Genomic DNA, 13,155 nt, shown 5'->3' with positions numbered 1-13,155 from the left:
AATAACAAAATCCAGTTTTTTCCTTATTTTAGCAACCTTATAAAAAATTCAATCGTATGATTTCAGAAGCACAGTTTCAGGAAGAATTATTGTCAATTATAAAAAATGGAATTCGTGAGGATATTGGTCTGGGCGATTATAGTTCGTTAGCGTGTATTCCTCCTTCAGCTGAGGGAAAGGCAAAACTTTTAGTAAAAGACGAAGGAATTATTGCAGGCGTAGAGTTTGCCAAAATGATTTTTAATCACGTTGATGCGAATTTACAAGTCGAGGTTTTTATTGAAGACGGAAGTCGGGTTAAATATGGTGATGTTGTTTTTCATGTTTCAGGAAGTTCTCAGTCAATTTTAAAAGCCGAACGTTTAGTATTAAACTCGATGCAGCGAATGAGTGCTATTGCAACGAAAACACGTCATTACGTTGATTTGCTTGCAGGAACAGCTACGAAAGTTTTAGATACCAGAAAAACAACTCCTGGATTTCGCGCAGCCGAAAAATGGGCTGTAAAAATTGGTGGTGGAGAAAATCATCGCTTTGCATTGTACGATATGGTGATGTTGAAAGACAATCATAATGATTTTGCAGGAGGAATTACTCAGGCTATTCAAAAAACGAAGCACTATTTAAAAGTAAATAATCTGGATTTGAAAATTATTGTTGAAGCTAGAAACTTGGCTGAAATTGAAGAAATTTTGCAATCCGATGGTGTTTACAGAATTTTAATTGACAATTTTAATTTTGAGGATACCAAAAAAGCGGTGGCACTTATTGGGAATCAATGTTTAACAGAATCTTCGGGAAATATTAACGAAAATACCATCCGTCAATATGCTGAATGTGGCGTAAATTACATATCTTCGGGAGCATTGACCCATTCGGTTCATAATATGGATTTAAGTCTGAAAGCAATCTAAATGAGTGAAACCAGAGAAATACTAAATAAGATTCCGCTGATTAAACAATTGGTGGTGATTTTAGATAATATTAAGCTGCCTTGGCTTGAAGGTGTCTCTTTCTACGATCTTATTGAATTTTACATTTCAGGTATTTTGCAAGGAGGAATCAGTTATAGAGCGGCTGCTATTGCATTTAGCTTTTTTATGGCTTTGTTTCCATTTGCGTTATTTATTCTGAACTTGATTCCTTACATTCCCATCGAAGGATTTCAGGAAGATTTTCTCTATTTCGTTCAGGAAAGTGTACCACCGACTACTTTTGCGGCTATTGAACAGATTATTAATGATATCCTTCATAATAGTCATTCCGGATTATTGTCTTGGGGGGTTTTTCTTTCTGTTTTTTTAATGACAAACGGCGTAAATGCGGTTATGAGTGGTTTTGAAACTTCGTTGCATGTAACAGTGAAACGCCCTTATTTCAGACAGTATTTTGTGGCGTTGCTTATTTCATTGTTGTTAACGAGTATTCTTATTATTACCGTTGCCGCCATCATTGTTTTAGAGGTTATCATTCAAAAAACGATTATTCAGGATGTGTTAACCAGTAGAGTTTCCGATAAGATATCCTTGTTGGAAATGGGAAGATACGTTTTTGTAATACTTATGATTCTTTTGGCAACCGCCATACTTTTTAAATATGGTATTAAACAATCTAAAAGGAAAAAATTAATCACTATAGGTACAGTTTTTACTACGATATTAATTGTACTATCTTCCTATTTTTTTGGAATATGGGTAGTGAAATTCTCGAAATATAATGAACTCTACGGATCCATTGGCACACTTTTGGTTGTCATGTTTTATCTGTGGATTAACTGTATGGTTTTGTTGTTAGGTTTTGAATTAGATGCTTCCATTGCTAAATTAAAATCAAATCCAACGAAAAATCCTCATCTCTAAATTTATAACTTATAACTATGAAAAGAATACTACTGACCTTATTGCTTTTAGCTTGTACGCAAATTAATGCACAAACTGTTACCGGAAAATGGAAAACCATCGATGATAAAACGGGAAAATCGAAATCTGTTGTAGAAATCTATGAAAACAACGGAAAGATTTACGGAAAAATCGTCGAAATTTTTGACGAAACTAAAAGAGATCGCAAATGTGATAAATGTGAAGGATCAGATAAAAACAAGCCAGTTTTAGGGATGGTTATTATTCGTGGATTACAAAAAGATGACAACGAGTATAGCGGAGGAAAAATTTTAGATCCGGAATCAGGTAGTTTGTACAAATGCAACTTAAAACTGGAAGGTAAAGAAAAATTAGTGGTTCGCGGTTATATGGGGATCTCTTTAATTGGCCGCTCTCAAACTTGGGTTAGAGTTCGATAAATGTTTTTTATAGAAGTTATTTTACCAATTGCGCTGCCACAGACTTTTACTTATAAAGTTTCTGAGGCCGAGTTTGATTATATCAAAAAAGGATGTCGTGTAGCCGTGCCATTTGGTAAAAGTAAATTCTATACCGGTTTAGTTGCTGATAAACACAATGATCCACCCACTTTATATGAAGCTAAAGAGATTCATCAGATTATTGATGAGTTTCCTATTGTAACAGCAATTCAGCTAAAACATTGGCAATGGATTGCATCTTATTATATGTGTAGCATCGGTGAAGTATATCGTACTGCTTTACCTACGGCACTGATGCTGGAAAGTGAAACAATAATTGCGGCTCAGAAAAATATCGAACTAGATCCAACGCAATTATCGGATGAGGAATACCTATTGGTTGAGGCATTGCAACAACAAACTTCAATTAAAATCACCGAAGCGGCTTCAATTCTGAATAAGAAAAAAGTTTTTCCAGTTATCCAGCAATTGATGGCAAAAGGAGTGTTGTCACTTCAAGAGGAAATGGTGGACGAATACAAACCTAAGTTGGTTCGTTATATTCGACTGTTTCCTGAATTCAACTCAGCAGATAGACTTGAAGAGTTGTTGAATCTCTTGAAAAATGCCCAGAAGCAAAAAGAAGTAGTGTTGAGTTATTTTCAATTACAAGTTTCACAACGCAAACCGGTTTCGGTAAAAGAATTGACAGATTACTCCGGAGCTACGGCTGCCATTGTGAAAGCACTTATTGATAAAGGGATTTTCGAAGAATATTTCATGCAACATGATAGGGTTTCTTTTGAGGATGTGGAGGAGAGTGAAATCACGTTGAGTCACCATCAAAATGAGGCTTTTTGTCAAATTCAAGAAGGTTTAAAAACCAAAGATGTTTGTTTGTTCCATGGGGTTACGGCTTCAGGTAAAACGGAAGTATATATTAAATTAATTGAAAGCTATTTGGAGCAAAACAAGCAGGTATTGTATTTGTTGCCGGAAATTGCTTTGACCACACAATTAGTGTACCGTTTAACGAAGCATTTCGGAAATAAAGTAGCGGTATTTCACTCTAAATACAGTAATAATGAAAGGGTAGAGGTTTGGAATCAAGTTTTGAATCAATCGGATAAGGCGCAGATTGTTATCGGAGCCCGATCCGCTTTGTTTTTACCTTTTCAAAATCTCGGTTTGATCGTAGTGGATGAAGAACATGAACCAACATTCAAACAAGTTGATCCTGCACCTCGTTATCACGCTCGCGATGCAGCCATTGTATTGGCGAATTTTCATGAATCGAAAGTGGTGCTGGGTTCAGCTACGCCAAGTATTGAAAGCTATTTTAATGCGCAAAGTGGAAAATATGGTTTCGTTGAATTGCAGGAACGTTTTGGAAATGCAGTTTTGCCTGAAATTCATCTGGTAGATTTGAAGGATAATTACTTTAGAAAAAAGATGACGGGTCATTTTAGTCAGTTTTTAATTGAAAGTATGACCGAAGCTTTATCGAATGGTGAACAAATTATTTTGTTTCAAAATCGGAGAGGTTATTCGCCGGTTATTGAATGCATGACTTGTGGACATATTCCGCAATGTCCTCAATGCGATGTAAGTTTGACTTATCATAAATTTAAAGGACAGTTGCGTTGTCATTATTGTGGTTACAGTATGGCAAAACCAACCAATTGTCATGCATGCTCAAGTGTGGATTTGACTTCAAAAGGGTTTGGTACCGAACAAATTGAGTTGGAATTGGCTTCCCTTTTTCCATCGAAGAATGTTAAACGAATGGATCAGGATACCACACGAGGTAAGTATGCCTTCGAAAAATTAATCGATAGTTTTAAGAACAGAGAGATTGATATTTTGGTAGGAACTCAAATGTTGGCCAAAGGTTTGGATTTTGATAATGTGTCATTGGTTGGAATTCTTAATGCAGATTCGATGCTGTATTTTCCTGATTTTAGGGCGTTTGAGCGTAGTTATCAAATGATGACACAGGTTTCAGGTAGGGCAGGTCGTTCTGACAAAAAAGGAAATGTGGTAATTCAGACCTATAATCCCGTTCATAATACGATACAGCAGGTAACTCATAATGATTACATAGGGATGTATAAGGAGCAATTGTATGAAAGACATATTTATAAATATCCGCCCTATTTTAAATTAATAAAGCTTACATTAAAGCATAAAGATTTCGAGAAATTGAAAGAAGGTTCGATGTGGTTGTATCAAGTATTGAAGCAACAATTTGATATACCTGTTCTTGGTCCGGAAGAACCGCCGGTAAGTAAAATCCGTAACGAATATATACGGACAATACTAATTAAAATACCGCAAGAGAATCACTTGGGAAATACAAAAAAAGCCATTCAGAGAATACTGAACAGCTTTGATATGATTGCACAATACAGAACAATTAAAGTTGCTGTAAATGTTGATTTTTATTAAAGATTAAGATTCAAGAGCCTTTACTAGGTCTTCTTTCTTATTTCTACTTAAAGGTATTTTTGTTACTCCTATTTCTGCGAATTTACTGTTAAACTTCTCGATTTTATCAATATTGATAATAAATGATTTATGTACTCTGATGAATTTCTCTTTCGATAAATCCTTTTCAAAAGATTTCATTGTTGAAAGTACTAAATGACTGTCATCTTCCGTTACTATCTTTACATAATCACCATAAGCCTCAATCCATTTGATTTTTGAGGTGTAAATTTTCAACTTTTTCAGATTGCTCTTAATGAAAATGTGTTCTCCTTCTTCCTCAAGACTTTCTCGGCGAAGCTGGTACAAATCCATTGCTCTTTTGATTGCCGCATTGAAACGTTCTTTGGTGATGGGTTTTTGAAGATAATCGGTTGCGTCATAATCAAATGCTTTGACTGCATATTCAGCTTTAGCTGTAATGAAAATGATTTGAGGTTTTTCTTTTAATCCGTCAAGTAAATTAAATCCGTTAATAACTGGCATTTCAATGTCAAGAAATAACAAATCAACCTGCTTGGTGGCTAAACAGTTTTTAGTTTCGACGGCGTTTGAGAACTCGCCAACTAAATTAAGGTTCGGATGTGCATCTACTAATTTTGTGACCAAAATTCTTTGGATAGAGCTATCATCTACAACAATACAGTTCAACTTCATAAGCGTCAATTTTAATAGATTGGTTTGTTAAAAATAGGATAAAAAAATTATCCTCCAAACTTTTTTGTGCAAAAAATGCAATTTCATCGATTATTTGTCTGAAATGTTTGCGGGTTAAAATAAAAGCACTACTTTTGCACCCAATTTTATAACAAATAAATTTTTATAACTATGAATCATTATGAAACTGTTTTCATCTTGAATCCCGTTTTATCTGAACAACAGGTAAAGGAAACAGTTAGCAAATTTGAAGATTTTTTAACTTCAAAAGGTGCTAAGATGGTATCGAAAGAGGATTGGGGCTTGAAAAAATTAGCTTACGAAATTCAAAACAAAAAATCTGGTTTTTACCATTTATTTGAATTCCAAGCTGAAGGAGAAGTGTTGAAAGCTTTTGAAACTGAATTTAGACGTGATGAGCGTGTAATGCGTTTCTTAACTGTAAGTTTAGATAAACACGCAATCTCTTGGGCTGAGAGAAGAAGAGAAAAGTTAAAAACTAAAAAAGCTTAATTATCATGTCAACAATCGAGCAATCTGCAAAAGGAAAAAAAGACGGAGATATTAGATATTTAACGCCTTTAAACATTGATACGAACAAACAAAAGAAATATTGTCGTTTCAAAAAATCAGGAATCAAGTATGTTGATTATAAAGATGCTGATTTCTTATTAAAATTTGTAAATGAGCAAGGTAAGATCCTTCCTCGTCGTTTAACAGGAACATCTTTGAAATACCAAAGAAAAGTATCTGTAGCGGTAAAAAGAGCTCGTCATTTAGCTTTAATGCCATACGTAGCTGATTTATTAAAATAATTTATAAACTCTAGTTGTTGGTTTCCCTAAAGGAACCTAACTTCTAAAATATAAGGACAACAACATGGAACTTATTTTAAAACAAGACGTTCAAAACTTAGGATTTAAAGATGATGTAGTAACTGTTAAGCCAGGATACGGTCGTAACTTTTTAATTCCTCAAGGATTTGCTGTATTAGCAACTCCATCAGCTAAAAAAGTATTAGCTGAAAACTTAAAACAAAAAGCACACAAAGAAGCTAAAATTGTTGCTGATGCAAAAGCTTTAGCTGAATCTTTGAAAGCTATGGATATCAAAATTACTGCTAAAGCAGGTGGTGAAAAACTTTTTGGTTCGGTAACTAACGCTGATATCGCTGAAGTTTTAGGTAAAAACGGTCAAGCAATTGACAAAAAATTCATCACTTCAGGTATCGTGAAAAGAACTGGTAAATATACTGCTTCTGTTCGTTTACACCGTGAAGTAATCGTTGAATTAGCTTACGAAATCGTTGCTGAACAAGCATAATTTTGTACAAAACATACATTGTAAAAGTCCCGAATTCGGGACTTTTTTTATACTAAAGATTTGACCTTACTGTATTAAGTTTTATATTTAAACATCTTTGGCTGTAATTTTTCATATTATAGTGATTGGAGAGGTAGAGTCTTATTAATAAATTATGCATTGATGAAATACGCAAAACTGTCAAAGGAGCAATTGGAAGAATTGCACGAAGAATTTATCAACTTTCTTTCGGCACAACAGATAGATAAAAACGAATGGGATTTGATCAAAGAGCACAAACCCGATGTCGCAGATCAAGAAATTGAGGTGTTCTCAGATTTGATTTGGGAAGGAGTTTTAACAAATGCACGTTATTTAGAACATTATTCTAAAAATTATATCTTTTTATTCTACTGTGATGAAGTATATATGAGAACGATTATCATCAAAACTGCTGAAGACGTAGATTTTATGACCAAAACAGGGTTAGAGTGGTTGAGTGATAATTTGTTTACTGATACTGTGGAAGTACAGAAAGGACAAAAGGTTTTTGCAGGTGACAGAAACCCAGAAATTTTCGAATTAGTGAAACAAGGTGCTATTTTTAGTAAAGGTGAATTGTACGAACAAATGTCTTCCATTTTAGAACAATAGAAATAAAGAAAAAAAGCCTTGCTTTACTGGAAATTGGTTAAATTAGTTGCATTAAACTAATTCAGCCAATTTTTTTTATTTTATATGGATGTGTTGCCTAAAATTCAAGCCTTAAGAGAAGAATTAAACTTACATAATTACAATTACTACGTATTGGATAATCCTACAATTTCAGATTTTGAGTTTGATTCTAAGCTTAAAGAATTACAAGATCTTGAGGAAAAGTATCCACAATATTTTGATGAAAACTCGCCTACACAACGAGTAGGTGGTGCTGTTACCAAAAATTTTGAGACAATTAAGCATGAATTTCGAATGTATTCTTTAGATAATTCCTATTCCAAAGAAGATTTACTCGATTGGCAAACACGTGCTCAAAAATTGTTGGGTAATGTGAATCTTGAGTTTACCTGTGAATTGAAATATGATGGTGCATCTATTAGTATTTTGTATGAAAAAGGTAAGTTGAAGCGTGCTGTAACGCGTGGAGACGGCTTTCAAGGTGATGATGTAACCAATAATATCAAAACGATTAAAGCGGTTCCAATTCAATTGAAAGGTGATTATCCTGATAAGTTTGAAATCAGAGGAGAAATTATATTGCCTTTTGCCGGATTTGAAAAAATGAACCAAGATTTGATAGAGATTGGTGAAACGCCTTATGCTAATCCAAGAAATACGGCTTCCGGTAGCTTAAAATTACAAGATAGTGCCGAGGTTGCGAAAAGACCGCTCGATTGCTTGCTGTATTCTTTAATTGGAAATAATCTGCCAATAGCTTCACATTTCGATGGTTTGGAAAAAGCGCGTCAATGGGGGTTTAAAGTGCCAGTACATTCCAAATTGGCTAAAAATATGGACGAAGTATTGGAGTTTATTAACTATTGGGATGAACACCGACACGAATTACCTTATGAAACCGATGGTGTTGTAATTAAGATCAATAGTATTCATCAACAGGAAGAATTAGGATATACCGCTAAATCTCCTCGTTGGGCAATTGCGTATAAGTTTAAAGCGGAACAAGTTTCTACGCGCCTGAATTCAATTTCATACCAAGTGGGTAGGACAGGAGCGATTACTCCTGTGGCGAATTTGGAACCAGTTCAATTGGCAGGAACAATAGTAAAAAGAGCTTCATTACACAATGCGGATCAGATAGAAAAACTGGATATACGAATTGGTGATGAAGTGTTTGTAGAAAAAGGAGGGGAAATCATACCTAAAATTATTGGTGTGGATATGTCACAAAGAGCTTCCGATTCTGTAGCGACAACTTATATAACCAATTGTCCAGAATGTAATACTTTATTGGAGAGAAAAGAAGGTGAAGCCAATCATTATTGCCCTAATTTTTATGGATGTCCTCCTCAAATTATAGGTAGGATTCAACATTATATCAGCAGAAAAGCAATGGATATTGAAGGTTTGGGTGGTGAAACGGTGGCTTTATTGTTCAATAACGGATTGGTTACTAATTATGCTGATTTGTATGAACTGAAGAAAGAGCAAGTGGTAGTGTTGGAAAGAATGGCCGATAAATCTGCTGAAAATTTAATAACTGGAATTGAAAAGTCAAAGAAGATTCCTTTTGATCGTGTCTTGTATGCTTTAGGTATTCGTTATGTTGGTGAGACAGTGGCAAAAAAACTAGCGAAACATTATAAAAATATAGAAACATTATCAGTAGCTACTACAGAAGAATTGATTGCCGTTGACGAAATTGGTGAGAAAATAGCGCAAAGTTTAATTGAATATTTTGAGAATCAAGAAAATAAAATAATCATTCAAAGATTGAAGGAATTCGGTGTACAATTGGAAATTTCAGAAGAAGCAAATACATCAGTTTCCTCTATTTTAGATGGGAAAGTCTTTGTGGTTTCTGGGGTTTTTGAAAAATTCTCACGTGATGATTTAAAGAAAGCCATTGAAGATAATGGCGGAAAAGTAGGTAGTTCTATTTCAGCCAAAACGAGTTACGTGGTTGCTGGAGATAATATGGGGCCGGCTAAATTGGAAAAAGCCAATCAGTTGAATATTCCAATAATCAGTGAAAATGACTTTGAAAATATGATTCATGGAAAGTAGGATTGTCTCGATTTATTTGTTCGTAATCGCAGGTTTTTTGGCTCTGTTAGCTTCGATTATTAATAACGAATGGCTGCTGATTTTATCAAAACCAATGATTATTCCAGCTTTATTGGCATACTATTTTTTTTCAGAAAAGAAAGTGTTAAGCTTGGAATTGGTCTTCGTTTTGCTTGTTTATTTTGTTTCTGACGCTATTGCATTAGTGAAATTGGAAGGAATTACCAGTTATCTTGTTGTGCTGGATTACATTCCCTATATAATGTTGATAAAAGTGGTTACAGAGGATGCTTTTAAAATTGGCTTTTGTAAAGTAAATTTTAGTTTGAGTATTTTTTATTTTATCATTTTAATGGTTGCTATGTATTTTCTGCTGGATGCTTTTTCAATGAAATCAATTGATTTGACTTTTGCTTGTGTGTCTTACGGAATTGTTTTGGGGCTTTTTGTAAGTATTAGCTCGTATAATTTCTTAATGACGAATTTTTCTGAAATTGCATCATTGGTTTTTTTGGCTGCTTCTTTCAGTCTCGTGGCAGATGTTATTTTTGTATTTACCAATATGGTTTTAAATGTAAAAGCTTTAACTTACATAGAATTTGCTTTGCAAATCATTTCTTATTTTTACATTGTTGCCTACTTTATCGATAGGGAAAATATGTATTTAGATACTAATATGGTATAAATGAGATCAGTTAATCCAGCATTAGCGTTATATGTCATTGCAGGAATTATATTCTTTATTTCGTCTATGGCTGGTAATGAATACCTGGTTTTTATTAGTAAGCCAGTTGTGCCAACTGCCATTATGTTTTATTATTGGCAAGAATCGGATGGAAAGGTAAATCCTTGGCATATCTTGGTTTTGTTGTTCTTTTTTGTTAGCGGTATACTGAATCTTTTTGAAGACGTCCAAGCGTTACTTTATATTTTGATTTTGAATGCTTTTGGTTATGGAATTTTAATAAGCCATATCATAAAAAGTCTATTTGAAGTGAAAATACGTTTCACAGATAAAGTCAATTTAGCCTACATATTTTTAATGGTGCTGTTTTTATCTTGTTTGATGTATGTATTGTTGTTCATGATCTTTGATACATCTTATGAACTCTATGTGCCAATGGTAGTGTATGGTTGTATTCTTTCCTCTTTGGTGGTGTTGAATTCCATTTTATACAATTTGAAACATACCAAAGCGGATGTGTATTTGATGTTAACCAGTTTTTGCTATTTAATGGCAGATTTATTTTATGTCGTTTATTATTACTATTTTGATTTTATATTGTTCCGATGTTTAACTTTAATGGCGAATATAGTATCTTATTATTTTCTTGTGCGATTTTTTCTAATAACTAATAAAACCAAAATGTAACAACAATTCAATGCAATCAAAATATCCTTCATTGGTTTTATATGTTATCACTTCTGTAATTGCGGTAATCAGTACAGCAATAGAATGGGAGTGGCTTACTTTTTTGATTAAACCGATTATTGTTCCAGCGATATTCTATTATTATCTCCAACGAAATGAATTTAAGATTGAGGTATTTTTTTTTCTTGGACTTCTGAGTAGTTATGCATCTGATATGATTGTATTGCTTGATGTTGAAAATCATCAGGTTGTTATTACTTTACTGAATATGTTTACCTATGTAGTGATGCTTTACTATGTAATTCATGATTTTTCTTTTAAAAATTTAGAGACTCAAAAAATTGTGTATTTCTTCGGTAATTTGGTTTCTTTTTTGGCTGTTGTGTATATTATGCTGACGCTGATGAGTGATATCTCTACTACTACACTGGTGATGTATCTAATCTATGGACTCGTTATTTCAACACTGGCGTCTTTGGCGATAATCAATCATGTCGCAGCGCATAATCTTAAAACATTTTATGCTTTGATTATGTGTATTTGCTTTATAACAACGGATGTTTTTTATATAGTTTATAATTTTTATGTAAACATGTATGTGTTTTTGTTGCTAAACTTAGCAGCTCAATTCGTGTCTTATTTTTATATGATAAGTTATAAGGTGACTTATTCAACAAAAAGGAATTTAAATGATAGCAAGAGAAATTAAAAATTCAAATAAATCGGAAGAGAAATTGCTTTTAGTGCTTTTTTTCTTTGTTTCTTTTGCTGAAATTTTTGCAGAGTTTTTTAATAAAATAGCATTTGTTTATATTCTCAAACCTCTTATAATTCCAATACTAACACTTATATATTGGAAAACATCAACTAGGCGAAATCCTTATTTTTTAGTGTCTATGTTTTTTGCGTTGTTGGCCAATTTGTTATTTATTTCTAGGGATTTTACCTCTATAGTTCTGGCTTCTACTTTTTTTTTATTGCACAGGACGTTGGTAATTTATTTAGTACTTAAAAATGTAAAAATTAAGCGTTTTTTGCCTGTATTTCTGGGAAGTATTCCTTTTTTAACAGTGTTTGCTTATTTGACTTTTATGACTATGGATGAATTAGGAGAGGGTTTCGGATTATACATCATCCAGGTTTTATTTATGAGCTTTCTAGGAGGTTTTGCTCTGTCAAATTATATTATTGAAGAAAATAAAATGAATTATTGGCTACTAATTAATAGTATTTTGTTTGCAGTCATTCAATTTATTATAGTGTTGAAACTATTTTATGTATCAATGGTAATATTTCAGCCAATATCTATGATTCTATATGTATTTGCGCAGTATGCACTTTATAAATTCATGATATTGGCTGAAAGTAATAAGGAGCGTTAGATTAATATTTTCTTTCCAGCAGCTGATAAATTCATTTTGTTATCAAAGAAGAAGTCAATTCTACCAAGGTTAACACCATAAGCACCAACCTGATTAACGATTACTTCTTTTCCATCCAAATTCTTTTCAACAACTGGTTTATCTAAGAAAGTATGCGTGTGACCTCCGATGATCAAATCGATATCTTTGGTTTTGCGAGCCAACATGATATCAGAAGGTTTTTCTGGATCATTTTTATATTCAAAACCAAGGTGTGATAAACAGATAATTAAATCACATTTTTCAACTTCTTTTAATGTTTTTACAGTATCAGTAGCTACCTCAATAGGGTTGTTGTAAATAGTTTCTTTGTATAGATTTTTGTCTACTAAACCTTTTAATTCGATTCCTAATCCAAAAACACCAATTTTAAGACCTGCTTTTTTGAATACTTTGTACGGTTTTACGTGAGTATTCATAATTGTGTTTTTAAAATCGTAATTAGAATTTACAAATTCGAATTTAGCATGTGGTAATTGTGCATATAAACCGTCGATACCGTTGTCAAAATCATGATTACCAATTGTCGCCAAATCGTATTTCATCATGCTCATCAGTTTGAATTCCAATTCACCACCATAATAATTAAAGTACGGTGTTCCTTGAAAAATATCTCCAGCATCTAATAATAATACATTTTCTTCGCTTTTTCTGATTTGCTCCACAACGGCAGCTCTTCTTGCAACACCACCCATATTTGGGTTTTTGGGATGATTCGCAGGAAACGGATCAATCTGACTATGAGTGTCGTTAGTATGTAAGATGGTAATCTTTTTTATTTCTACAGCAGAGTTAAAGCTGCTCAATGATAAACCTCCAAGCCCCAGTAAAGTAGTTCCTGCAGCCGTACTTTTAATAAATTCTCTTCTTTTCAT

15 protein-coding genes are annotated in these 13,155 nt (G+C 33.3%); 13 read left to right on the top strand and 2 right to left on the bottom strand.

The features are described 5' to 3' along the window. Positions 1-56 precede the first annotated feature (56 nt). From nadC to priA, 4 genes are read left to right on the top strand one after another with little or no spacing between them, the layout of a single operon-like run. Positions 57-914, top strand: coding sequence for a carboxylating nicotinate-nucleotide diphosphorylase (gene nadC / locus ACS8MM_RS05045; protein WP_379713720.1), 858 nt, complete (start codon positions 57-59; stop codon positions 912-914). Continuing rightward, entirely contained in the window at positions 915-1,859 is a 945-nt protein-coding gene (locus tag ACS8MM_RS05040; protein WP_379713718.1) for a YihY/virulence factor BrkB family protein, read from the top strand. A 17-nt stretch (positions 1,860-1,876) separates the two neighbouring features. Then, positions 1,877-2,299, top strand: coding sequence for a DUF2147 domain-containing protein (locus ACS8MM_RS05035; protein ID WP_379713716.1), 423 nt, complete (start codon positions 1,877-1,879; stop codon positions 2,297-2,299). Beyond that, entirely contained in the window at positions 2,300-4,747 is a 2,448-nt protein-coding gene (gene priA, locus ACS8MM_RS05030) for a replication restart helicase PriA (RefSeq protein WP_379713714.1), read from the top strand. Positions 4,748-4,750: 3 nt separating this feature from the next. Here the strand turns inward: priA and ACS8MM_RS05025 are convergent, their stop codons facing one another. Then, entirely contained in the window at positions 4,751-5,443 is a 693-nt protein-coding gene (locus ACS8MM_RS05025) for a LytR/AlgR family response regulator transcription factor (protein WP_379713712.1), read from the bottom strand. 171 nt (positions 5,444-5,614) lie between these two features. On the opposite strand from ACS8MM_RS05025, the gene rpsF reads away from it, so the two are divergent. The 9 genes from rpsF to ACS8MM_RS04980 all read left to right on the top strand — a co-directional run bounded on the left by rpsF (position 5,615) and on the right by ACS8MM_RS04980 (position 12,241). Further along, positions 5,615-5,956 carry a 30S ribosomal protein S6 gene (rpsF, locus tag ACS8MM_RS05020; RefSeq protein WP_379713710.1) on the top strand — a complete coding sequence of 114 codons (342 nt, stop codon included), beginning with the start codon at positions 5,615-5,617 and terminating at the stop codon, positions 5,954-5,956. A gap of 5 nt (positions 5,957-5,961) precedes the next feature. Next, complete coding sequence (gene rpsR, locus ACS8MM_RS05015) at positions 5,962-6,258, top strand: 30S ribosomal protein S18 (RefSeq protein ID WP_014164395.1); 297 nt, start codon at positions 5,962-5,964, stop codon at positions 6,256-6,258. Between the two features lie 64 nt (positions 6,259-6,322). Then, positions 6,323-6,766 (top strand): 50S ribosomal protein L9, encoded by a 444-nt coding sequence (gene rplI, locus ACS8MM_RS05010; protein WP_379713706.1) that lies wholly within the window; start codon positions 6,323-6,325, stop codon positions 6,764-6,766. 162 nt (positions 6,767-6,928) lie between these two features. Beyond that, complete coding sequence (locus ACS8MM_RS05005) at positions 6,929-7,399, top strand: DUF6495 family protein (RefSeq protein WP_379713704.1); 471 nt, start codon at positions 6,929-6,931, stop codon at positions 7,397-7,399. An 84-nt stretch (positions 7,400-7,483) separates the two neighbouring features. Then, positions 7,484-9,487: an NAD-dependent DNA ligase LigA gene (ligA, locus tag ACS8MM_RS05000; RefSeq protein WP_379713702.1), complete on the top strand. Its 2,004-nt coding sequence runs from the start codon at positions 7,484-7,486 to the stop codon at positions 9,485-9,487. Continuing rightward, positions 9,477-10,172 carry a hypothetical protein gene (locus tag ACS8MM_RS04995; RefSeq protein ID WP_379713700.1) on the top strand — a complete coding sequence of 232 codons (696 nt, stop codon included), beginning with the start codon at positions 9,477-9,479 and terminating at the stop codon, positions 10,170-10,172. The genes ligA and ACS8MM_RS04995 overlap by 11 nt, the downstream gene beginning before the upstream one ends. Beyond that, positions 10,173-10,859 (top strand): hypothetical protein, encoded by a 687-nt coding sequence (locus ACS8MM_RS04990; RefSeq protein ID WP_379713698.1) that lies wholly within the window; start codon positions 10,173-10,175, stop codon positions 10,857-10,859. It abuts the gene before it with no gap. A gap of 10 nt (positions 10,860-10,869) precedes the next feature. Then, a complete protein-coding gene (locus ACS8MM_RS04985) occupies positions 10,870-11,568 on the top strand; it encodes a hypothetical protein (RefSeq protein ID WP_379713696.1) in 699 nt (232 codons plus the stop codon). Then, positions 11,549-12,241: a lysoplasmalogenase family protein gene (locus ACS8MM_RS04980; RefSeq protein WP_379713694.1), complete on the top strand. Its 693-nt coding sequence runs from the start codon at positions 11,549-11,551 to the stop codon at positions 12,239-12,241. The genes ACS8MM_RS04985 and ACS8MM_RS04980 overlap by 20 nt, the downstream gene beginning before the upstream one ends. Here ACS8MM_RS04980 and ACS8MM_RS04975 read toward each other — a convergent pair. Further along, complete coding sequence (locus tag ACS8MM_RS04975; protein WP_379713692.1) at positions 12,238-13,155, bottom strand: bifunctional metallophosphatase/5'-nucleotidase; 918 nt, start codon at positions 13,153-13,155, stop codon at positions 12,238-12,240. The two genes, ACS8MM_RS04980 and ACS8MM_RS04975, sit on opposite strands and share 4 nt — an antisense overlap.

This window comes from Flavobacterium sp. MAHUQ-57, assembly GCF_051908335.1.
GTDB lineage: Bacteria > Bacteroidota > Bacteroidia > Flavobacteriales > Flavobacteriaceae > Flavobacterium.
This window is presented reverse-complemented; position numbering and strand designations above follow the sequence as displayed.

What these genes read in the sequence shown, in the direction of transcription:
- nadC (WP_379713720.1), top strand. Translation starts at nt 57, where the DNA reads ATGATTTCAGAAGCACAGTTTCAGGAAGAATTATTGTCAATTATAAAA.
- ACS8MM_RS05040 (WP_379713718.1), top strand. Translation starts at nt 915, where the DNA reads ATGAGTGAAACCAGAGAAATACTAAATAAGATTCCGCTGATTAAACAA.
- ACS8MM_RS05035 (WP_379713716.1), top strand. Translation starts at nt 1,877, where the DNA reads ATGAAAAGAATACTACTGACCTTATTGCTTTTAGCTTGTACGCAAATT.
- priA (WP_379713714.1), top strand. Translation starts at nt 2,300, where the DNA reads ATGTTTTTTATAGAAGTTATTTTACCAATTGCGCTGCCACAGACTTTT.
- ACS8MM_RS05025 (WP_379713712.1), bottom strand. Translation starts at nt 5,443, where the DNA reads ATGAAGTTGAACTGTATTGTTGTAGATGATAGCTCTATCCAAAGAATT.
- rpsF (WP_379713710.1), top strand. Translation starts at nt 5,615, where the DNA reads ATGAATCATTATGAAACTGTTTTCATCTTGAATCCCGTTTTATCTGAA.
- rpsR (WP_014164395.1), top strand. Translation starts at nt 5,962, where the DNA reads ATGTCAACAATCGAGCAATCTGCAAAAGGAAAAAAAGACGGAGATATT.
- rplI (WP_379713706.1), top strand. Translation starts at nt 6,323, where the DNA reads ATGGAACTTATTTTAAAACAAGACGTTCAAAACTTAGGATTTAAAGAT.
- ACS8MM_RS05005 (WP_379713704.1), top strand. Translation starts at nt 6,929, where the DNA reads ATGAAATACGCAAAACTGTCAAAGGAGCAATTGGAAGAATTGCACGAA.
- ligA (WP_379713702.1), top strand. Translation starts at nt 7,484, where the DNA reads ATGGATGTGTTGCCTAAAATTCAAGCCTTAAGAGAAGAATTAAACTTA.
- ACS8MM_RS04995 (WP_379713700.1), top strand. Translation starts at nt 9,477, where the DNA reads ATGGAAAGTAGGATTGTCTCGATTTATTTGTTCGTAATCGCAGGTTTT.
- ACS8MM_RS04990 (WP_379713698.1), top strand. Translation starts at nt 10,173, where the DNA reads ATGAGATCAGTTAATCCAGCATTAGCGTTATATGTCATTGCAGGAATT.
- ACS8MM_RS04985 (WP_379713696.1), top strand. Translation starts at nt 10,870, where the DNA reads ATGCAATCAAAATATCCTTCATTGGTTTTATATGTTATCACTTCTGTA.
- ACS8MM_RS04980 (WP_379713694.1), top strand. Translation starts at nt 11,549, where the DNA reads ATGATAGCAAGAGAAATTAAAAATTCAAATAAATCGGAAGAGAAATTG.
- ACS8MM_RS04975 (WP_379713692.1), bottom strand. Translation starts at nt 13,155, where the DNA reads ATGAAAAGAAGAGAATTTATTAAAAGTACGGCTGCAGGAACTACTTTA.